A 22,110-nucleotide genomic window follows, 5' to 3' on the forward strand; every position below is an offset into this window, starting at 1 on the left:
GCATGGGTATTTCAATTAAGCAAATGAACTTCGGCAAGCTGCTTGCCGTTCTGAAAGGAGCGGCAGTACTAACGTTTAAAACAAATTCAGTCGGTATGTATGGTCGGATTGCAGGAAAGCTGACGATTCGAAACAAGGGCAAGTTTTTAGCGGGCAGGAATGTTTCCTTTCACGCGAAGCCGTTTCCATCGTCCATAACCGTCAATAAGCAGGCGAGATTGCTGGTTGGAGATAACGTATTTTTTAATTATGGCTTAGATATCGGCTGTACGAAATCAATTCAAATCGGCAGCAATACGATTATTGGCCCTATGGTTAACATAATCGATACGAACTTTCATCCAGTAGACGCAGACGATCAATCGCGAAGCAAAGAAATTATTATATCGGACAATGTCTGGGTTGGCAGAGGGGTTGTCATCCTGCCAGGCGTTACGATCGGGTCAAATGCCGTTGTCGCGTCCGGCAGTGTCGTAACGCGGGATATTCCAGCTAATGTGCTGGCTGGCGGAGCTCCAGCCAAGGTTATCCGTGAGATTAACGTACCGGATGATTGGATTCGCAGATACAACTAAAGTGTCGGGAGAGGTAAGCAATGAAAGTATGGATGTGGCCAAAATCTAGCGAATTGAATTTTTATAACGATTTATTAACAGATTCGCTCAGCGATGAAGGGTTGGACATTAGGGATTTGAAGCATGGCAAGCTGATGCTGCAGGTCGGTCAAGCGAAGTCGGGGGACATTGTCCACATTCACTGGATGCACCATGCCTACCAAAATCGGAATCCACTGCTGTTTATCGTGAAGTCGTTCATTTTTATTATGACAATGCTTTATTTGAAGCTAAGGAACATTCAGCTTGTGTGGACGATTCATAATCTGTATCCGCATCATGTGAAATTTCCGAAGCTGGAGCGCTTCATGCGATCGCTGATCTGCAAATTTTGCAGCAAGCTGATCGTTGCGTCCGAGTCTATCAAGCGGAAGGTGATGACCGAATTCAATGTCCCGGCAAGCAAGCTGTTCGTCGTGAAGCATGGCCATTATTTGGGCGTGTACAAGTCGAAAGGGATGGATTTCAGACGGATTTACAACATTAGCGAGGATGCGGATATTTACTTATTTCTAGGTGCGATCAAAGCCTACAAGGGCGTAGAGGATTTAATTGAAGCCTTTAATGCGGTTAAGACAAAGCAATCCTACCTGATCATCGCGGGAAAAGCGGACGAAGAGATGCAGACGTATCTGAAGCAAGTAAAGGATACCGAAAATATTATTTTGGATGTACGCTTCGTTCCGAATGAGGAGGTTGCTGATCTGATCAGCGCTGTCGATGTGATGGTCATGCCGTACAAGGAGATTACAACCTCGGGCTCGGCAATTCTGGGCCTATCGTTCAAGAAGCTGATTGTCATGCCGGACAATGATTTCGTCTCTGAATATTTCAAGGAGGATATGGTGGTCGGCTACGATCCAACCGATCCTATCGGATTGAAAAATGCGATGATAGCCGCTTCGTATGTGAAGCAGCAGCAAAGAGCGCCAAAGTATGATGAGGTGCTGAAGGAATTGGAATGGAGCGCTATCGCGCGGAAGATCAAAAAAGTTTATCAAGGATGGGGATAAAGGATGAAGGTAACGGTGGCCATCTGCACCCATAACCGGGCGAAGGATACAGGAGAGGCGATTGAGAGCGTCCTTGCTCAAAGCTTTGATAAAGAAGAAATTGAAATTGTCGTGATCGATAATCTGTCAACAGACAATACGGCTGAAGTAGTCCTAAACCTTCGGCAGAAGCATGGAAGAAGGATACGATATTTTTTAGAAAAGAAGCTGGGCTTATCGGTTGCCCGCAACAGGGCGATACAGGAGGCTTACGGCGAATATATTCTGTTTCTGGATGACGATGCGCTTGCATCCTACGACTGGATACAACGCATTGTGGACGTCTTTGAAAGCGATGCTTCAATTGGCTGCGTTGGCGGCAAAATCGATCCGATCTGGGAAACCGCGGAGCCGGATTGGATTCCCGCGGAGCATCGCGCAGTATTCACTATTTTGGATTACTCAAACAGAATAGTGGAAATGCCTGCTCCAGCCATCCCATACGGCGCGAATGTCGCATTCCGAATGATCGTTTTCCGCCAAATCAAGCCGTTTCGCGAGGATCTAGGAAGGGTGGGCAGTAATTTGCTGTCGAGTGAGGAAAGCGAACTGATAGCAAGACTGCGTGAGAAATATAAGGTGTACTATACGCCGTTTGCACCCGTTCAACACAAAATAGCCAAAGAACGAACGACAAAGACCTGGTTCTTAAAGCGGATTTATTGGCAAGGGGTGAGTGACGCGGTAAAGCGGCAGGACAAGAGCGCTGTGTCTATCCTAAAGCATACGATTCGTTTGCTGCAGGCTGTCGGGACATCGCTGCTCTCGATTTTTCACTTCAAAAGATTTATCCGGCAGATCGTTAAAATTTGTTATCGCAACGGATCGCTTGTCGGCATCCTGCGCTATAACAGTAGGGGTTGACCGAAAGCTATGTCACAGCTCGCCATTCATAAAGCGTGGAGAGGAAATGGACTCGTACAAACGATTCTTCGCACCAGTGCAACTAACTTCTTGGTACTTGTCATTAGTACGCTAACCTCGATCGTCACTGCCCGTATGTTCGGGGTGGTGGGAAAGGGGGAGTTTTCGGCCATTTTATTCTGGCCGACGCTGCTCGCGGGTCTCGTAGGATTCGGGTTGCCGACCTCACTGATTTATAACATCAAGCAAAACAAAGGCAATGGCGGAGATTTCGTAAGAGCGGGCTTTCTATTCCAAATACCGGTTAGTGTCATTATCGGTGTCGTTGCGTGGATAGGGCTGCCGGTATGGCTTGGGAATTATCCAGACGCTGTCATTCAAATTGCACGATGGTACACGGTACTGATGCTGCCCATTTTACTCGCGATAAATTTAGTATCGGCACTGGCTCAAAGTACGGGCAGATTCAATGTATACAATGGCTTGCGATTATCCGTGCCGCTGTGCAACCTTATTGGGCTAATTGTGCTTTGGGCGGTAGGCAGCTTAAGCCTCCATTATGCTTCGTTAGTGTTTCTAGTAACCAGCATGGCGGTCATTATATGGTCGTTGTACAGCATTAGAGATACACTTCGAATCGATTGGCTGAGTGGACTTGGAAATCGACTGGCTGCTAAAGCATTGTTCGGATATGGGAGTAAAGTATTCGGAGTCGAACTGCTCGGTACCTTGTATGCCCAATTCGATAAAATCATCATTCTGTCGATGCTGACAGCAAGAGACTTAGGTTTATATACGGTCGTATACGCGCTGTCCCGCATATTTAATGTCGTACAGATGGCCATTACGAGCGTTATTTTTCCAAAGGTAACAGGCATGGAGAAGGGGGCAATTATTGAAACGGTTGGCCGAGCATTCCGATTATCTATGCTCTTGATGATGATTGCAGTTATTCCGTGTCTATTCATCGGGCGCTATCTGATGGGAATTCTGTTCGGTGAGCCATTTCTCGAGGCGAGTACAGCTTTCTATCTTCTATCCTTCGAATGCATTATCGGAGGGGGCTCATGGATTTTAGCATCAGCATTTAATGCGATGGGTCGGCCAGGTCTCGTTCTAATGAGGCAGCTCATCGCGCTGGCAATAACGATTGGTTTGTTCTTCGTCTTCACCCCGATGTATGGATTGAACGGAATCGCACTAGCTTTACTAATCGGCGCTTTCATTCGCTTAGCGGTGACGATGGCGTCGATGCGGATTGTCTTCCAAGTGAGGATGAAAGACATGTTGTTTGTGAAAAAGGATTTTCATTTTCTGATCGAGCGTCTGAAGGACAAAAAACAACGTAAAGGAGCGCGTTGATATGCAATTGGAACGGAACATACATCCCATGGAAGCATTGAAAAACCAGCTGCGTCAAATTTTGAAGGTAATTCCGCCGAATTCTAGCATTTATTATATCGATTATCCCGTTTACAACAATGGTGGAGATTTGCTCATCATGAAAGGCACTGAGGCATTTTTTAAAGACAATCATATCCGCGTCCAAGCGCGTTACAGCGTTCTTGATTTTCCTGACAGGCTGATCATTCCTAATGATCAGATTATCGTCCTTCAAGGCGGAGGGAATTTCGGAGACCTCTACCCTGTACATCAGAAATTGCGTGAGAAAATTGTTAAAGATTACCCGAATCACCGTATTGTGTTATTGCCTCAGACCATTTTTTTTAAAAAAGAATCCGAATATGATCGAACGGCACAAATTTTCAACAATCATAAGGATGTTCATCTGTTTGTCCGGGACACATTGACCTATGATATGGCTGCCCAGAAATTTCATAATTGCTGCGTTTACTTGTCGCCAGATATGGCGCATCAATTATGGCCGATTTTGCCCAAAAGCACTCCTGGTAAAGAACTGCTCTGCTTCTTCCGTACTGACATTGAGAAAACGAGCGAGCAGGAGCAGTTTGAAGCAGTCAGCAGCGGCGACTATTTGGACTGGGCCTCCCTGTACAACCGAGTAGAGAAAAAGTCGATCAACATGATCGTTAAAATAATGAAAAAAGGCAGCGGTCCGCTTCCTATGCAGGCGATTTGGTGCAAGTATAGCGATTATTTAGTGGATAAAGCGGTCAAACGGTTCAGCGGATATCGGAATGTGCAAACCTCAAGGCTGCATGGTCATATATTGTCCTGCTTAATGGACAAGCCCAACACACTGCTGGATAATTCGTACGGCAAAAACTCCAATTACTATAATACGTGGACAAGTTCAGTCAAATCCGCTCAATTAGTTGTGAAGAAGGAGGTTGTTCGATGAAAATAGTTCTTTTATCAGGAGGCTCGGGCAAACGTCTGTGGCCATTGTCAAACGAGTCGAGGTCCAAGCAGTTTTTGAAGGTGTTAAAAAATGAAGAAGCCGAGCGAGAATCGATGGTTCAGCGAGTATGGTCCCAAATTACGTCGGCGGGCTTGCGTGACCACGCGTATATCGCGACAAGTAAGCCGCAGGTCGAAATGATTCACAGCCAGCTTGGAAGCGAGATCGAGATTATCGTAGAGCCGGAGAGAAGAGATACCTTTCCTGCGATCGCGCTGGCGGCTGCCTATTTATATTCCGTGCAAGGCGTTAGCTTGAATGAAACTGTCGTCGTTATGCCAGTTGATCCCTATGTAGAAGAATCGTTCTTCCATAAGACGAAGGAGCTTGAGCTTGTATTGAACGAATCGGGTGCGGATCTAGCGCTGATGGGGGTGAAGCCAACCTTTCCTTCCGAGAAATACGGTTATATCGTACCGGAGGCATTAACCGATGCGGATGCTGATAAGACTTACATGAAAGTAAACAGCTTTAGGGAAAAGCCTCCTGAAGAGGAAGCAGCAGCAATGATTGAGAAGGCTGCGCTTTGGAACTGCGGCGTGTTTGCATTCAAGCTCGATTTTCTTATTAACATATTAATCGCCAATGATTTTCCAATTCAATACGATGAAATGCTGAAGCAATATGGAAGGATTCCTAAAAACAGCTTTGACTATGAAATTGTAGAGAAATCCAATCATATTGTGGCATTGCCTTACGAAGGGGATTGGAAGGATCTCGGCACATGGAATACATTAACTGAGGAAATTGAAACTTCATTGATCGGCAAAGGAATTATTGCAGGCGATTCGGTTAACACACATGTAATCAATGAACTCGACATACCGATTACACTGCTTAATTTAAGCAATATTATCGTAGCGGCGAGCCCGGATGGAATACTAGTGTCGGATAAAGCATCCAGTCCGATGATCAAAGAGGTCATGAAGCATGCGGATCAACGTCCCATGTATGAGGAACGGCGTTGGGGCCGCTACCGGGTGCTGGATTACTTGAAATATCCAGATGGCAAAGAGGTGCTGACCAAACGAATATGTGTTACGTCAGGTCAAAATTTAAGCTATCAGTACCATCAGCTCAGGGATGAGGTTTGGACGGTTGTCTCAGGTGAAGGGGTTATGGCTTTGAATGGAAAGCACTTCCCGGTAAAGTCCGGCGATGTATTGGTTATATCCAAAAATAGTAGACATAGCCTGCGCGCGGAAACGGAAATGGACATCATTGAGGTTCAAACCGGGTCGGAGCTTATAGAAGAAGACATCGTGCGGCTCGCTTTTAATTGGGACGAGATTATGCAGCTCTGTTCTGTATAAAGGAATGTAATTCGATAAGGAGAGATGAGAATGAACATTACGGTTATCGGAACGGGCTACGTAGGGCTCGTATCGGGTGTCTGCTACGCGGAGCTCGGCAACCGTGTCATCTGCGTAGATAAGGATCCTGGCAAGATTGACATGCTGAATGCCGGTGAAATACCAATCTATGAGCCTGGATTAAAGGAGCTTTCAGCAGCCTCCCGACTGGCAGGAAACCTCTCGTTTACGACTGATTTACCTGACGCTGTGCGTCAATCAGATATTATCATTCTTGCAGTCGGAACACCTCCATTGCCGAGCGGCGAAGCCAACCTTGCTTATATCGATCAAGCGGCGATTGAAATTGCGGAAGCGATGAACGGCTACAAAATAATTGCTGTGAAAAGCACCGTGCCTGTCGGAACAAATGAACGGCTCGGCACTCTTATACGCTCCTGTACGAGCGAACGCTTTGACAGCATATCATTGCCCGAGTTTTTGCGTGAGGGTTCAGCTATTAAGGATACGCTGCATCCTGACCGAATCATCATCGGAGCTAATAACCAAAGTGCGGCTGACATAATCGTTAAGCTGCATCAGAAGCTGACAGAAAATATCGTCGTTACTGATATCCGAAGCGCAGAAATGATTAAATATGCGTCAAATGCGTTTCTAGCAACTAAAATCTCGTTTATTAACGAAATTGCCAACATTTGTGAGAAGGTCGGGGCTGACGTGACACGGGTGGCGGAAGGAATGGGCTACGACAAACGTATTGGCCCCTCCTTCTTGAATGCCGGAATCGGATATGGAGGCTCTTGCTTCCCGAAGGATACAAGCGCCCTTATTCAGATCGCGGGTCATGTCGACTACGATTTCAAGCTGCTTCATTCTGTTGTAGAAGTAAATAGGGATCAGCGATTCAATGTTATTCGCAGGCTGGAGACGGTGTTCAACGGCGAGCTGAAAGGGAAAACGATAGCTGTATGGGGATTAGCGTTTAAGCCGAATACCGATGATGTTCGTGATTCGCCAGCCTTGGAGATTATTCAGCATTTGGTAGACAACGGTGTGAATGTCAAAGCCTACGATCCGATTGCAATGGTTAACTTTCGTCATTTATTCGGGAAAGGTGGTGTCAATTGGTGTGATAATGCGTTAGAGGCGGCTGGTTGTGCAGATGCGCTGTGCTTGCTGACGGAGTGGGATGAGTTTTCCAAAGTGGACCTAAGGGTGCTGCAAGAGGTAATGAACCAGCCTATCCTCATTGATGGACGTAATGTGTTTGAAGAGAAGGACCTGCTTGGAACGGATTTCGTTTATTATTCTGTCGGCCGTCCGAGCATGAATCAAGGTGTTAAGCAGCAAGTGCCTGTTTTACAATTTTAGAACCAGATAGGAAAGGTAGGGATGTATAAAATGACGTTCAGAACAAAAGTAACTGCATCTACGCTCGCGGTCTCCATGTTAGCCGCGGTACTAGGCGGAATACCACTTAGCCAAAAGGGGCTGACGGAGAAGCTAGGATTCATTCAAGCAGTAAATGCCGCTGAAACGGAGCTACCATCGAGCGCTTTTTTGGAGAGAATGCAAAAGCTTCATGATGCTCTAGCGGCAGGAAGCCCGAAGGATGTTCAGGATGTAAGAGATTTGCGTGATGAGATTGCAGCGCTTGATGAATCCGCAAACCAGAACCTGATTGATCCGATATGGAAAAGAATCAGTAAGAAGCTCCCAGACTCAGTTGATCAAGCGGAGCTCAAAGCAAGTCTCTTCCGGTTTATTAAAGCGGTTGGCTCGTTCCGATATGATGCCGGAGCTGCTGATTTGGAGGCCATTCGCACGAATGCAGAATATCGCGCGACGCTGAAAACAATTGCAGCGGCCGGTGGCGACGCGAACATTACAATGGATGATTTTCTAGTATTTCTATTCGGTGACGGCGGTAGTCGGAAGGGCATAGAAGGAACGATAAGCAGTGAGCTAGGGAAAATGTCGTCCATGCAAATACTCAGCTTGCTGGGGAATACAGAAGGAATTACGAAGGTGCTGATTCAAGCATCAGATAAGCTGCTCAGTGACAAAAAGTCTTATAAGTTTAGCCGCATTTTGGATGGGCTTGGCGTTAAGTCTCAGGATATCCAGTCAATGGTAATGAACTTCCAGCACAAGCTGAAGAAAGATGAACCGGCCATAAACGCGATGACTGTTGCTTATATTCGTTCTGAAGCGACGGCAACCGCGAAGATAAGCGAGGATGGATACCGGCATGATTATAGCTTGAAGGTGTTTGGCGTTGATGTTCCAAAGCTAGCGCTGAAGTGGGCTAAAGTATCCGGAAGCGCGGATGTCAGCGTGCAGTCGAATGGTACCGTACAGCTGTCCCCAAAGGCTGTTAGTGGTTCGGCAGTAATTCAGGCAAGTCTCTTTAATCCATACGGCGGATCGGCAAAAGTTGTATTCGAGCAAGAGGTTACACTCAAGCCCGGTGAAGGGGTTCAAGATATCTTCCCTGTGGAGCCGTTCCTAGAGCGAATGAATAAGCTGAAAGCTGCTCTTCTTGCAGGTGATCCTCAAGATATAAAAGATGTTCGTAAGCTTCTGGAGGAGATTGCTGAGCTTAATCAAACGAAGCATCAGGCGCTTATTGATCCAATGTGGAATAAAATTGAGCGTCAGCTTCCGAATTCGGTAGATAAAGCGGAGTTAAAGGCAAGTTTCTTTGAAATTATTAAAGCAGTTGGCTCCATCCAATATGATCCATCTAAATTAGAAGCAATTAGGACCAATGAACAATTCAAGGCTACTCTGAAGACGATAGCAGAGGCAGGCAAGGTGAAAAATCTTACGATAGACGATTTCCTTATTCTCATGTTCGGTGACAGCGATAAGCGCTTGGGAGTAGAGGGAGAAATAAAAGACAGCATCAAGGATATGAAGCCGAGAGAACTAATGGAGCTGCTTAGTCGCAAGTCGGAAATCGATGAGATAAAGAGCGAGGCGATAGAAGAGATTTTATCCAAAAAGGACGATTATGTCTTAAGCAAGGTATTGTCCAATCTTGGAGTAAAGTCCTCTGATGTAAACTCCGCGATCGGCAACATTCAGGATAAGCTAAAATATGATGAGTCCGCTTCAAAGGCAATGATCGTAGCTTATCTTCGTTCGGAAACGGTATCGTCAGTGAAAGTGACAGCTAACGGCAAACATCATGAATATAGCTTAACGCTTTTCGGAAACAAGCTTCCTACCTCCGTGCTGAAATGGAAGAAAGTATCGGGGAGCAAGGATGTTAAGGTAGACTCGAATGGGAAAGTATCGATTCCGAATAAAGTAGCGGAAGGAACGGCTGTTATTCAAGCATCGTTAGTTGCTTCTCACGGAGGGTCAGCAAAGGTTTTATTCGAGCAAGAGGTTAAGCTCGTTAATGGCGATGTGGAAATTGATCCAGAAGCCGAAATAAAAAATATTACTGCTGCTCTTGATAAGAAATTTGACGAGATAGAAGTAAAGCTAGCAGCTGCTAAAGATGACAAACAAAAAATAGAATTGATTATGGAAGTTGTTCTAGCTGGAAATGAAGCAGTCGATCAAATTAATAGAGTAGACGCTTCGAAAACGATTAAAAACAAAGCGCTAAAGCAAGTGAAAAATGAAGTTAACAAAGTGATCGCCCTTATTGTCGAAGATGTATTAGGCTTTTAAGCACAAGTCAGCCTTCTTTCTCCATGGAGAAAGAAGGCTGACGTATGATTTTATTTATAGGAAGGTGGTGTCAGAAAACGATGGGAAAACAACATAAAAGCAGGAAAAGGCGTCGGTTCCAGAAACCGGACACCATCAACATTATTTTAGCTTCTATAACTTTCTGCTTGCTGCTGACATGGGGAGGGCTGCATTGGAAGACGTCCAACGAGAAAGGGGTAATCGTTCATGCGGCTGGACCCGATCAGAGCGAACAAACAGCGCAAGTGGAAGGCGGACAGCAATCGACGAATTTACCGGGTGTAACAGTTGGCGAGGGTGAACTGCCTTCTGTGACAGGTGAGACGGATGCAAACCAAACAGAGGAAGAGCAAGAAACACCGGATTCATCGGCAGCTAACCAGACCGAGGGACAGGGTACAATCAGCGGTTCCGAGCAAGCTGTGAAGCCGAAGCCGAAGCCGACAGCTGCGCCAGCGCCAAAGAAGCCTGTGGGCAAAAATCCGTCTGAGGGTGGTTCAGCCCAAACGGAAAAACCTACTAAACCGCCTAGAGTACGGCCGACAGCCCCGCCGGTCACAACTCCAACTGAACCGCCAGTCAACCAAACAGTGAAGTATGAGCAAGAAATTATAAAGGTTCAAGTGATGTGTACACAGAATATGAATGATATTTTAATAGGAGCAGAGTCAGCCATTCAGGATATTGATATATTTGATCCCGTTGCCTTTCAGCAATTCAATGAGCAGCTGCTTAAGGAAATGGAGGCCGCGGAATCTGATTGTGACACTAAGTTCCAAGAGGTAATCGATAACGCGGAGAAAGATTCTGTAGCACCGAAGATGATAGAGGAATGGAAGCAAACCTTTTACGCTTTGAAGGAAGAGCTTAAAACAGAGTATGAAGCTAATCTGCAGCAGCTAATGGGAGGTTAAGCTATTCTTCCTTTGGCAGGGTACGATCACGGAGCACACGTTCAAGCAAATTGCGAATTAACTCCAGATCGTCCCTCTCCAAAGGAACACCATCCCAATGGAGCTGCTCGTAATTCAAATATTCTTTGGCATTATGGTTTAATTCAGCAGGAGGCTCGGGATAATCTGTTAATCCTAGAAGATAATCCGCTGACGTTCGCAGCTTTCTGGAAATCGTTTGAATGGATTCAAGCGTCGGCTGACGGTATCCTGATTCATACCCCGCATATGTGCTTTTTGCAACCCCCAAATAATCAGCCACTTCCTGCATTGTTAATTTTCTATTTTTCCGCATCTGCTTTAATCGTTTCGCGAACATCCGATAAACTCCCCCCCCCTAGTAAATCCCACATAATTATAGCATGTTTACCAGTTGATTGTACAAAGAGGGTTTATGTCACAATATCTATAAACCGCCAAGGCGATTGTTTGGATTCTCTTTTGAAAATAAATATATAGTTCGCAGCTTGAGGCTGTTTGTTCTTTTTCTCAAGCGTGAGCGGCAGTTTAATTTCCATAGAAAGGCTCTCATCTAATTTCGGATCGTATATCTCGGTTATACCCTTTGATTTTGGCTGCTTTTGCTCTCGAATCGAGCGGAGAGACAACATCTCCTCAGCAAAAAAATCGAGCTTCTCCTTCGAAAGTCCAACAGCAATTTGTCTTAATAAGTCATTGTCCTGATGATTCATTACCTCGATAAACGACTTCGCCAATACAGTCGGAGAGGCATTGTCGAAATAAGCTGGCAGCTTTCCGGCCGCTCGATACACCATCATCTGATGCGCCAAATCCGGACTATCGGACTTATGTGTCTTGCTCCCATAAAAATGAATGCAGAAATGTCCGGAGAAGCCATTTTCAGGTATGCCGTCACCGCCATGAGGCATGCCGTTCATTGAAGCGGCAATCCAATCCTGCCCGTTATGAACGAGAATCGCTTTCCTCTTCCAGCTCCAATGATCGTTGTAAATTTGTTTCATGATCATCGTATCCGTCTTCGTTAACGGTTGTACGTCCGCGTGATCATGTCCTGCTCGCCTTTGCACTTGAAAAGTAAGGCCGGTTTCCAGATCAGTGACGGAAAATTTACTTTTCCTCGGCACCATGATTTGCGCTGTCTCCCATGGAATAAGGTCCCCATAATGGTGAGTCCGCAACGATTCAGCAAGATGAATCAATTCATTTGCAACGTTTTTGCTTAAGACGATTCGGTTCATCTTTGATTCATTCCAGAGATTCCCTGTTCGCTCTAAACGATAGAGGTCTGGCTTGTTATCTTGAATAAGAGTGACTTCGATATCGGGCAAGAAGGTGCTTTCTACAGAACTTTCCAGCTTTCCTTCAACCAATGCTTTCGACATATCGGAGCTGTCGATAGCAAGCTCGCTAAACAGGGCCGCGTTTTGTACAGAACGGACTTTTATAATGACCTTCGTATTGGTCTTAGTCTGAGGGGATGGCTTAGCTGCATTTACGATATTATTTGTGGCAGCTGGCTGAAAGATAAATCCAGCTAATGCTGCAATAAGTATAATGGCAAGCTTTCTTAATAAACGCGGTTCCATCTGAATACCTCCGTATAAAGTGATGTGAAAATTATGTGCTTAAACGCTGTATTCGTATTTTCAGCTAGTTCATCACTATTTATGTACATATCCTCTTGTGTATGGACTGTGGCATTCAGAAACATACTATGTCGATAAGATCGTAAGCAGGAGGTTTTCGACTTTGGGATTGCAATTTATACTGGCCCTTCTATTTATGTTTCAGCAAGTCCAACAGCAAGAGCCGTTGACGATTGAGCATCATGGACAAAAGATAGCAGTGGTAATTCCTTCCGATTATATCCATCCATTGCCGGGAGTTCCGATTGTAATGGATAAAAAGCTAGATCAACTAATGGATGACCTGAATTCGCGAACGTATAGGGCGCCCATTAATGCCACTCTGGATAGTGGAGGTAAAATCATAGCTGAGCAAGCAGGGAGTAAACTCAATAGAAGAGCATTTACAGAGCAATTTTACAGCTATATTTTTGAAGGCGAGATAACGAGGATTGAAGCCCCGATGCTGACTATTCACCCTAAAGTGGATAGTGAGCTTCTGTCTTCTATAAATGTGAAGAGGATTGGCCAATATGCGACCTATTACAATAGCAACAATAAAAACCGGTCTTCTAATATCGGTTTAGCCGCCAAGGCAATTAATAATTATGTATTATTTCCTGGCGAGACGTTTTCCTTCAATAAGATTGTTGGGAAACGGACGGAGGAAAAGGGCTATTTGCGTGCACCCGTCATCGTAAGAGGAGAGGTGTCCGAAGGGATAGGGGGAGGGATTTGTCAAATATCATCGACACTGTTCAATGCGGTGGATCATGCGGGGCTTCAAATCGTTAATCGATATTCGCATAGCAGAAGCGTTCACTATGTGCCGCCCGGACGCGATGCAACGGTAAGCTGGCAAGGGCCGGATTTTGTATTCCAAAATAATTACAGCCAGCCTATTCTAATCCGTGCTTTCGCGGGCGGGGGCGTTGTCAGCATTATGATTTATTCTTCCGACGTTATTAATGAGAAGCCGAGAGCGGTTCCGAGCGCGTCCAAAAAATTGCCGAAGGAAATCGGACCAATTATGGGTAATAACCGTACTCAGTAATAATTCTTTTTGATAAAAAACCACGCAGATCTCATTCTCAGTCTCTACTCAATGTCTTTAATGCCTCGGCAATTGCTGAGATACCGTCATGAATTTCCTCTGTCTGCGGCTTAGCGTAGCTAAGCCGGACAAAGCCTGACTCCGAGCCAAACACGCTGCCAGGTACGAGCAAGACTCCTCGTTTAATGGATTCCTCTAGTAATTTACTGTCATTAACGTTTTGATTGATTTTGCACCATAAATTAAGTCCGCCTTGCGGCGTGGTGAAGGATACCCTCTCCTGCAAGCAATCTCTTAAGGCTTGAACCATTATTTGCTGCTTATGCTCTAACGCTTGTCTCAGTTGAACTAGATGCTGGTCGAAATGCTCTGAGGCAAACAGACGATCCGCAACCCATTGGGATACGATGCTTAATCCGAAGTCCATTTGCTGCCTTGCGTCTGACAATCGATCAATGACTGATTGAGGCGCGAGCAGCCATCCTATGCGTAAACCAGATGCGGCTATTTTAGAAAGTGACCCTATGTATAAAACGATGCCATCTGTATCTAATGATTTAAGCGGAGCGGGTGCTGAGCCTTTAAAGGATGTAAGGCTGAACGGATCGTCCTCTACAATTGGTATGCGCAGATCAGCAGCTATTTGAAGGAGACGCTTTCGCTTTGGCTCGCTTAGTACAGTGCCAGTCGGATTTTGATAATTCAAATTAAGGAATACCATGCGAATTCTGTGCTGGCGGTAGAGAGTAATAAGGTCTTCAGGCTCGATCCCGTCTGCGTGCACGGGCAGTCGGAAAATTCGTAAGCCAGCAGACTGGAACATAGGCAACGAATAGCAATAAGATGGATCTTCAATGGCGACAGCATCGCCTGGCGACAGCAGGCATTGCGTAATTAAATAGAGAGATTGCTGAGAGCCGGAAGTAATTAGAATGGATGAGTCCGTCGTGTTGATCCCGTTGTGCAGCTTTAAGCTGGACACTAGCCTTTCACGCAATGGCTTATAGCCCTGCGGATCGTCATAACCAAGATGCTCATGAAAGCTCTGTTCCTTCATAAGCTTGCCTACCAGCTCGTTCGGATATAAATTGGATGACAATTCACCGCTGGCGAAATTGATAATCGACGGATCATTTAAAGTGACCTCACGAATACGTCTCATGAGCGGAAGATTAGGGAGGAAGGTTCCTCCCTCTGTATATTGGCGCCAATTAGGAGTATGTGTAGGCGAAATTCCCCATTTTGTACGGCTTACATGTGTTCCGCTGCCAACCGCGCTTTCAATTAACCCTGAAGCTCGCAGCTCTTCATAGGCTTGAATGACCGTGCTTCGGTTCACACCGAGCTGCTCCGCAAGCTTTCGCTCAGAAGGCAGCATGCTCCCTGGGGGCAGCTCTCCATATGAAATGCTTCGTTCGATATGATCGATAATTTGTTGATAGATAGCCGTTTTATTTGAACGATCGGGTTTCCACATGAAATACAAGCATCCTTTTCAAAATTATAATAAGAGTCTATTCTTACAATAAGCGAAAGCAGCTCAATTAACCAGCCATACGAATGGTTGGGGAAATAAAAGCGGAAATGGACGGTCACAAAATATATAATTGTTTGTATCATTAAATGAACTTAATGCGATGATTCATATAGGTTTCACGAGGAAACGAACGCCTCAATTTACTAGATGGGAACAGACAGAATAACATGAAAAACAATTCGAACTTTGTATTGAAAAACAACTTAGGGTTATCTTCACAGCAAGTGATAACCGGTATTTTATCCGCATTACTAGCTTGTACAGGCGGAGCGATTTTGATTGTCAGCAGTGCGGAAAAGGCTGGTTTTACGAGTCTTGAGCTAGTAGCTTGGATTTTTACTGTTTATTTTTTTGGCGGCTTATTGAATGTCATTTTGTCGATCCGCTATAAGATCCCTTTTGGCGGCGCCCATTCGATTACGGCTGTCGCTTTTTTAAGCACGTCGGTTTCACAATTCACTGTCGAACAACTGGCTGGCGCTAGTATAATGGCAGGTTTGATTATTGCGATATTCGGGTTTTCAGGACTTTCTGACAAGCTGCTTGCTGTTCTTCCAAAACCACTTATGGACGCGATGCTAGCAGGTCTAATCTTCAACCACATTGTACAGATTGTTCCGGCATTTAAGGATGGCCCTTTTGTAGGCGGAATGGCGCTGGTTGGCTTTTTCTTATTTCCGAGGCTGTTCAAAAAATGTCCTCCCGTTCTAGGAGTCATCTGTATGGGAATGCTCGCACTTTGGATAAGCTATGACTTCCCGAAAATAGAGCAAATACCGTTCGCGCTGCCGCATATCGTTACCCCGGTATTTTCATGGAGCGCATTGGTATCATTAGCGTTTCCTTTGGCAATTCTTGTTCTAAGCAATGATCTATTCGTTGCCCTAGCGGCACTTCGCAAAAATGGCTACGAGCCTCCTGCTGCAAAAACGATAACGATTTCAGGTCTCTCTACCATAGCAATCGGATGGCTGGGCGGCCACACGATTAACATTGGCGGTATGATGAGTATGCTTTGTAGTAATGAAGAAGCGGGACCTAAGGAGAAAAGATATTACGCAGCGATCGTCTCTGGTGTGCTCGTAGCGCTGTTTGGTTTATTTGCTTGGAAGGTTATTGCGTTTCTAAAAATACTTCCTTTTTCTTTTATACTTATTATTACAGGCTTCTCGTTAGTTGGCGTATTTATTCAGAGTTTGCAATCTGCATTTACCCGGACTGAATATCGCTATGCAACAGCATTTACATTTGCTATCGCGGTGTCCAATGTGTCCTTTCTTGGCATCTCAGCACCGGTATGGTGCTTAGTTGTAGGGGTTATTACAGCGAAGCTAATGGGCGAAGGCAAAAAAGCAGAGGCAGTTTAGAGATAATTAACGGATTGCCTATTCGGATGCGAGAAGTTGACAAAAGCAAGCGTTTTTACGGAGTTCACTGAAAAACCTGTGTTTCAACGCATGTAAGTGGGATAGATGGGCGTGTAGAATGGATATCGTACATTCAAACAGCTTATATTCCCATGTTTCAATGTGTTTGAATGGAAAAGATACAATCAAATAGGTTGTTTGAAGCTCTTTATCTACGTAACAGGCGATTAGCTTGTATGAAATACAGTCTGGGACAAATACAACGTTTTTGAAGTGGAGTTGGTTGTATATAATACAGTCAAATACGACAACAGAAGAGAAAAGTAGAGTAGGCTGAACTCACTTTCTGTCAAACGCTGATTTTTAGGTCGAGCCATATTTAAACATACAAATGGGAGGCACTGCATTTCGCCCGTTATCAAGGCAATATTTATTCTGTAAAAACAGAGTACTCTTCCTCAAAAAAATCGAGGAAGGGTACTCTGTTTTAATGCTATGAACTTTTTCAGTGGTCTCGTTTTTACGCTGGCTTTTTGGTGCTTTTCATCTATGTTATTTTGCTTCTTGAAGAAGTTTCAGAAACTCTCGTTTTGTGATGGGTTGGTATGTGAGAAGCTTGCCGTTGTATATTACGTTAAAAGCACCGTTAGCGGAGGGTGAGCTTTGAGAATCTTTATAATTATTAATTTCGATCACATTTAAGACAATACCTAGCTCATTGGCAGTTTTAGTTATTGTACGTTCTATATATTAGTCATGCTTAATATGTAGAACCCTTTATGTTTAACTAACGTTCCCCGTTTGTTGAATAGTTCTTGGTTTATAATCGTTTTTTATTTTGTGTCGCTCTCGTCCTGAATTGTTTGTTCGGTTCGCAACTTTGCCGGTTGTATCAGCTGCGATGATACAACCCTCAGCCTATGGCTTTTTTTCTTCTTGTATAGAACAAAAATTGCTGTTGTTAGTTATAATAAACTGAATTGTTATTCAAATACTTGTGACTTACTTGCAATAGGGAGAGCGTGTCCAATGAGTATTGATGGAAAAGATTACATAGCTCTATGTGAAGATTCACAAATCAATAGAAACCTGTATATGGCCGAAGCAGAGAACAAGGTTGTGAAGTGGGAGTTTACAAGAGGCAATAGATATGAAGTCATGCCCTTTTATTTTGAAAGAAATCATGAGAAGCCAGCTGGCATTAGTAAAAAAGATCATGGTTGGTTATACGGACTCGATGCTGAAGGAAACGTACTTGTAACTAAAAAAACATCGGTAGATTTTTGTAGCTATCAATCTGTCGATAATAATCGGCGAATAACAAGAAAATACCATAACGATAAGCTGGACAGCATCGAAGTAATTGTATTCGAGCAAGGCTTGCCAGTTCAGTATGTGGAATTTATTGTTAGGCACGGTATCTCACTGATGCAAAGTTGGTATTTCGAGGAACTATACAAAAATGATGATAAAAACCGCCAGATCATATCAATTCAGCGGGATGTATATTCGGGTGTAGGAAACCGTCATTATCGTTATACGCTTACATACGATGAAGGTGAAACACTTAAACAAATTAAAGATCAGCATGACAAAACGATCTATTTAAAGATGGAAAAATCAGAAACGCTGGAGTTGCGAGAGCGAGTAATTGAATCGCTTATTATGGAATGGGAACGAGAATTACTAGAATATTGCGAACGAAATCCGAAAGAAAAAATGTGCTTTGCTGCAATCTATCTTCATGATACACCGGATGCTATTTCCAATCCCATTGTACAGTTGGGCTCAGAAGAAACTCGAATTGAACAGTTGCAGGGCAAACACAAGAAAGACGAACTATGGTATTCTAGCGAGCATCCGACTGAATATCAATTGCAGCTTGAAAATAATGAGTTGGCAGAGCAATTCTCCATCCTCCTTCAGTACTGGGAATCAAAGGGAAACTGGTGGAGGGAGTCAAAAAAGCTGTGGTATGAAGTAGCGCAGGAGCTCAATCAGTTCAAAGGGGGGGATATTCGACCACTAGTGAAGGAGTTTGTGTTCTTCGTCGACGAGGAAGCGTTCCGCGGTAGAAAGGATATCGCAAAGAGTGTACCCACTGAAAAGTTGGCTTTACTTGAAGCGAAGGGTTTGTATTAGTTGCTATGTCGATAGGATATTGCTTTGCATGTGATTAATCATTGGTAGCTTGGAGGCCATATTTATTAGTGTCATAATGTGAAACTAATGAGTATCTTTATGGAAATAGCGATGGTGTAATTTCAGAATATGCAACTAATCCACCATAAAGAGGGCATAGATCGCGCTCAACCAGCAATTACGTTCATCTGTTGACACTAAATCGCAGTTTACCCTATTGCAGCCTTATTTAGTTTCAGAATTTGAAACTATGCGGCACACGCGTAAACGGCTGGGTCTTTTTCTAGCGGCATAAGCTCGTTTCACGGCGAAAAATAGGAAGAGCATAAGCGTGAAACTTAAAACTATATTTATATGAACCGTTTTTGAGCTCCTTATTGCTTGTTATTGGTTTCCAGTATTAGGTTAATCAACAGGCTTTCTTCGCATGCAAAAGAAACCAGTTTGTTCTACGTTGTGAGTATTAAAAAGGGACAACAACTTAAATAAATAAGCTGTTCGTTTATTTTCCTTCAGGTATAATGACGTTAGCGTAGATTAGTATAATCATAGAAAGTGCGGTGACAAGAATCATCATGGGGAACGAAGCATTGCAAGGCAAGCGTATTGTAATCGGGGGATCACAGAAAACGAATGAAATGAGTTTGATTATTGAGAAGCAGGGCGGTACGCCGATTATTCGTTCTCTTCAGGGTTTAACGATAATAGAAGATGCTTCTGTAGCTGTTTCTTTGCAGAAGCTGGCTAAAGAAGGTACGGACTGGATTATTTTAACAACCGGAATTGGTGCGGACAGCCTGCTTAAGGCAGCTGAAAAACTAAGTATTCATACGGAAGTGCTGGCTGCATTTACAAAAGCGAAAATAGCAACAAGAGGTTATAAAACGTCGGCCTTCCTTAAGAGAACGGGGCTTAGTGCGGTTGTTAGTGATGACGACGGCACCGTTCAAAGCCTCATGGAAAACCTGAAGGACTGCAGCTTTGAAGGTCAGCGGGTACTCGTTCAACTCCATGGCGAACCGTCTCCGGAGCTGGAGAAGTTTTTACTGGATAAAGGCGCTTCGGATGTAGAATCGGTGCTGCCCTACAGACATACTCCGCCGGAAGACAGCACGATGGATACGCTCATTGCGGAGTTGTCAGAAGGCTCAGTGGATGCCGTATGCTTTACGACAGGTGTTCAGGTCAAATATTTCTTCAACTATGCGGCTGCAAAAGGTCATGAAAAAACGGTTATGACAGCTTTTCAGGGACCTGTTCTGGCAGCAGCGGTTGGCAAAGTGACGGCTGAGGCGCTGAAAGAGCAGGGTATAGAACGAATCGTCGTCCCAGAATTAGAACGTATGGGTGCGATGATAATCGAAATTGCGCGATATTATGAGACGACTACCTTATAGAATGGTCTTATTTGCAGCTATTGTTCGAATGCTGTAGGCTATACAAAATTGAGCGCCGTAATAAGTTGTCATGATGAGTGTACCTGAATACGTTATGTCGGATACAAATAGGTTCCAGGATAAAATAGAGTCCGAAATCGTAAACAAGATACTTCCTATAATTGCCCATTTGTGTCCGGTCATAATGGCTGACCATGTCATTAAGGAAATGACGATTATGTAGAGAACAACAGGCACGATTAAGGATTCATTGCTGTCTTTTATCAACGCATGAACAATTTCAGAACCCATGAATACGCCGAAAAGAGCGATCGGTGCAATTGTTAGCATACGAAGCTTCGAGAAATGCCATCTATTTAGAAATGCGGACAAATAAAATAGATGACCGATGAGAAAGGCGGATAATCCTACGACAAACCATTGCAGCAGACCATCGCCAAGCATGCAGAAAAATAATCCGATCAATAACAGCCAATGATATCGCCTTCTGGCGCTAGGAAATTGCAGATAGGCATACACGATTATGAGCCACATCGGAATTAACTTGAATAGTATCTTGATGATATGCGGGTCAGAAGGAATAACGAATATGTAGAGCAAGCTCATTAATAATATAAGTGCGGGTAACCAGTACTTTTTCATTGAGATTACTCCTCGTCCTTCCATGTAGAATGATCCTTATTTCAGAAACATTTTAATTTTTTTAAGTCCATTTTTAATATGGGGATAGCGAAAAGGAATATCAAATAACGTGGTCTGCTTCAACACGCTTTTGCGGTGCGAGAAAAGCTTAAAGCTGCTTTGACCATGATAATCACCGATTCCGCTGCTTCCAACTCCACCAAAGGGTAAGTAAGGAGAGGTAAAGTGATAGACCGTATCATTTATACAGCCTCCGCCAAAAGAAGCATTAGTAAGCACTTGCTGCTGTATATCCTTACTTTCTGAGAAGATATACAGGGCAAGCGGCTTTGGCCTACTATTGATTTCTCCCAGAACCGTTTCCATATCACTATATTCAAGTACAGGCAAAATAGGACCGAATATTTCATCCTGCATGATCGTACTTTCAGATGTTATACCTGTTATTACGGTAGGCTCAATAATTAATCTGTCGCGATTGCTTTTCCCGCCTATTACAATTTCTCCATCATGGAGCAACGATTGCAGCCGATTAAAATGCTTGTCGCTTACGATTCGCGTATAGGACTCGTTATCGAGCGGATGGACACCATACAATTGTTCAGTAGCGTTCTTTAATTCAGCAATAAACGCGGCTCTAATCGAATGATGAATGTAAATATAGTCCGGTGCTACACAGATTTGACCTGCGTTCATAAACTTTCCCCAAGCAATTCGTCTGGCAGCCAGCTTCAAGTGGGCATCCTTATGAACGATGCAGGGACTTTTGCCCCCTAATTCTAAGGTGACCGGTGTTAAATGTTTGGAGGCTGCTTCCATTATCACTTTTCCTACAGGAATGCCCCCCGTATAAAAGATATAATCGAACTTCTCATTCAGCAGAGCTTGGCTTGTTTCTACGCCCCCCTGCACGACAGCTATATATTTTTCCGGAAACGTTTCTTTAATTAAATGCGCTAATACCTCGGATGTTCGAGGAGTTAGCTCTGACGGCTTAACGATGGCACAGTTTCCCGCGGCAATGGCACCAATAAGCGGTGCGACAGCTAATTGGAAAGGGAAGTTCCAAGGAGCAATAATGAGAGCAATTCCGTAGGGCTCATAATAAATAGTGCTTTTCGAGCCGATATGAGTAATTGGCGTTTTTACATTTTTGGGCCGAGCCCAAGATCGCAGATGCTTAATGACAAAACGGATTTCTTTCAGTACAATTCCTATTTCAGTTGAATAAGCCTCGAACTCGGATTTATTCAAATCGAGCTTCAAAGCTTGAATAATGTCCTTCTCATATTTCCTTATTGCTTCTCCTAATTTGTGCAGTGCTTCAATCCGGATGGGGAGAGGCTTGGTTTCATGTTTATTAAAGAAAGCTCTCTGCTTACTAATTAATGCGGAGTAATTTTCCATTCTGTCACCCCTTTAATTTCAATTTGCTATACAACCGTATATTCGACCGTCAATCTTCTGATTCCTGCTG

General features: G+C 44.1%; 19 protein-coding genes. 13 read left to right on the top strand and 6 right to left on the bottom strand.

Features of this window, described 5'->3' with window-relative positions:
- Positions 1 to 2 precede the first annotated feature (2 nt).
- The 9 genes from AC0YN7_RS09230 (at position 3) to AC0YN7_RS09270 (ending at position 10,848) form a co-directional block, all read left to right on the top strand.
- A complete protein-coding gene (locus AC0YN7_RS09230) occupies positions 3 to 575 on the top strand; it encodes an LbetaH domain-containing protein (protein ID WP_475809684.1) in 573 nt (190 codons plus the stop codon).
- 20 nt (positions 576 to 595) lie between these two features.
- The gene (locus tag AC0YN7_RS09235) at positions 596 to 1,627 is read left to right on the top strand and encodes a glycosyltransferase family 4 protein (protein WP_475809685.1); all 1,032 of its coding nucleotides are present in this window, start codon (positions 596 to 598) and stop codon (positions 1,625 to 1,627) included.
- A gap of 3 nt (positions 1,628 to 1,630) precedes the next feature.
- Positions 1,631 to 2,530, top strand: coding sequence for a glycosyltransferase (locus AC0YN7_RS09240; RefSeq protein WP_475809686.1), 900 nt, complete (start codon positions 1,631 to 1,633; stop codon positions 2,528 to 2,530).
- Between the two features lie 9 nt (positions 2,531 to 2,539).
- Positions 2,540 to 3,892, top strand: a complete 1,353-nt coding sequence (locus tag AC0YN7_RS09245; protein ID WP_475809687.1) for an oligosaccharide flippase family protein — start codon at positions 2,540 to 2,542, stop codon at positions 3,890 to 3,892.
- A 1-nt stretch (position 3,893) separates the two neighbouring features.
- On the top strand, positions 3,894 to 4,853 hold the full coding sequence (locus AC0YN7_RS09250; RefSeq protein ID WP_475809688.1) for a polysaccharide pyruvyl transferase family protein: 960 nt from the start codon (positions 3,894 to 3,896) through the stop codon (positions 4,851 to 4,853).
- Complete coding sequence (locus AC0YN7_RS09255; protein ID WP_475809689.1) at positions 4,850 to 6,226, top strand: sugar phosphate nucleotidyltransferase; 1,377 nt, start codon at positions 4,850 to 4,852, stop codon at positions 6,224 to 6,226. Before AC0YN7_RS09250 ends, AC0YN7_RS09255 begins: the two co-directional genes overlap by 4 nt.
- Positions 6,227 to 6,256: 30 nt before the next feature.
- Complete coding sequence (locus AC0YN7_RS09260) at positions 6,257 to 7,597, top strand: UDP-glucose dehydrogenase family protein (RefSeq protein ID WP_475809690.1); 1,341 nt, start codon at positions 6,257 to 6,259, stop codon at positions 7,595 to 7,597.
- A gap of 30 nt (positions 7,598 to 7,627) precedes the next feature.
- Positions 7,628 to 9,913, top strand: coding sequence for a hypothetical protein (locus AC0YN7_RS09265; protein WP_475809691.1), 2,286 nt, complete (start codon positions 7,628 to 7,630; stop codon positions 9,911 to 9,913).
- A gap of 80 nt (positions 9,914 to 9,993) precedes the next feature.
- On the top strand, positions 9,994 to 10,848 hold the full coding sequence (locus AC0YN7_RS09270; RefSeq protein WP_475809692.1) for a hypothetical protein: 855 nt from the start codon (positions 9,994 to 9,996) through the stop codon (positions 10,846 to 10,848).
- A gap of 1 nt (position 10,849) precedes the next feature.
- Here the strand turns inward: AC0YN7_RS09270 and AC0YN7_RS09275 are convergent, their stop codons facing one another.
- Together AC0YN7_RS09275 and AC0YN7_RS09280 are read right to left on the bottom strand one after the other, a co-directional pair.
- The gene (locus tag AC0YN7_RS09275; protein WP_475809693.1) at positions 10,850 to 11,206 is read right to left on the bottom strand and encodes a helix-turn-helix domain-containing protein; all 357 of its coding nucleotides are present in this window, start codon (positions 11,204 to 11,206) and stop codon (positions 10,850 to 10,852) included.
- Between the two features lie 73 nt (positions 11,207 to 11,279).
- Positions 11,280 to 12,455: a hypothetical protein gene (locus AC0YN7_RS09280; RefSeq protein ID WP_475809694.1), complete on the bottom strand. Its 1,176-nt coding sequence runs from the start codon at positions 12,453 to 12,455 to the stop codon at positions 11,280 to 11,282.
- A gap of 196 nt (positions 12,456 to 12,651) precedes the next feature.
- On the opposite strand from AC0YN7_RS09280, the gene AC0YN7_RS09285 reads away from it, so the two are divergent.
- Positions 12,652 to 13,548, top strand: coding sequence for a VanW family protein (locus tag AC0YN7_RS09285; RefSeq protein ID WP_475809781.1), 897 nt, complete (start codon positions 12,652 to 12,654; stop codon positions 13,546 to 13,548).
- A 37-nt stretch (positions 13,549 to 13,585) separates the two neighbouring features.
- On the opposite strand, the gene pdxR is transcribed toward AC0YN7_RS09285, so the two are convergent.
- Positions 13,586 to 15,025: a MocR-like pyridoxine biosynthesis transcription factor PdxR gene (pdxR, locus tag AC0YN7_RS09290; protein ID WP_475809695.1), complete on the bottom strand. Its 1,440-nt coding sequence runs from the start codon at positions 15,023 to 15,025 to the stop codon at positions 13,586 to 13,588.
- Between the two features lie 227 nt (positions 15,026 to 15,252).
- Between pdxR and AC0YN7_RS09295 the strand changes: the two genes are divergently transcribed.
- Positions 15,253 to 16,452, top strand: coding sequence for a benzoate/H(+) symporter BenE family transporter (locus tag AC0YN7_RS09295; protein ID WP_475809696.1), 1,200 nt, complete (start codon positions 15,253 to 15,255; stop codon positions 16,450 to 16,452).
- A gap of 552 nt (positions 16,453 to 17,004) precedes the next feature.
- On the opposite strand, the gene AC0YN7_RS09300 is transcribed toward AC0YN7_RS09295, so the two are convergent.
- Entirely contained in the window at positions 17,005 to 17,148 is a 144-nt protein-coding gene (locus tag AC0YN7_RS09300) for a YoaP domain-containing protein (protein ID WP_475809697.1), read from the bottom strand.
- Positions 17,149 to 17,481: 333 nt separating this feature from the next.
- Here AC0YN7_RS09300 and AC0YN7_RS09305 point away from each other — a divergent pair, with 333 nt between their 5' ends.
- Both AC0YN7_RS09305 and AC0YN7_RS09310 read left to right on the top strand, forming a co-directional pair.
- Positions 17,482 to 18,594 carry a hypothetical protein gene (locus tag AC0YN7_RS09305; RefSeq protein WP_475809698.1) on the top strand — a complete coding sequence of 371 codons (1,113 nt, stop codon included), beginning with the start codon at positions 17,482 to 17,484 and terminating at the stop codon, positions 18,592 to 18,594.
- 575 nt (positions 18,595 to 19,169) lie between these two features.
- The gene (locus AC0YN7_RS09310) at positions 19,170 to 19,991 is read left to right on the top strand and encodes a uroporphyrinogen-III synthase (RefSeq protein ID WP_475809699.1); all 822 of its coding nucleotides are present in this window, start codon (positions 19,170 to 19,172) and stop codon (positions 19,989 to 19,991) included.
- Here AC0YN7_RS09310 and AC0YN7_RS09315 read toward each other — a convergent pair.
- Both AC0YN7_RS09315 and AC0YN7_RS09320 read right to left on the bottom strand, forming a co-directional pair.
- Positions 19,986 to 20,633: a lysoplasmalogenase gene (locus tag AC0YN7_RS09315; protein WP_475809700.1), complete on the bottom strand. Its 648-nt coding sequence runs from the start codon at positions 20,631 to 20,633 to the stop codon at positions 19,986 to 19,988. The two genes, AC0YN7_RS09310 and AC0YN7_RS09315, sit on opposite strands and share 6 nt — an antisense overlap.
- 36 nt (positions 20,634 to 20,669) lie before the next feature.
- Complete coding sequence (locus tag AC0YN7_RS09320; RefSeq protein ID WP_475809701.1) at positions 20,670 to 22,040, bottom strand: aldehyde dehydrogenase; 1,371 nt, start codon at positions 22,038 to 22,040, stop codon at positions 20,670 to 20,672.
- Positions 22,041 to 22,110 lie beyond the last annotated feature (70 nt).

It is taken from the genome of Paenibacillus sp. J31R122 (assembly GCF_056269185.1).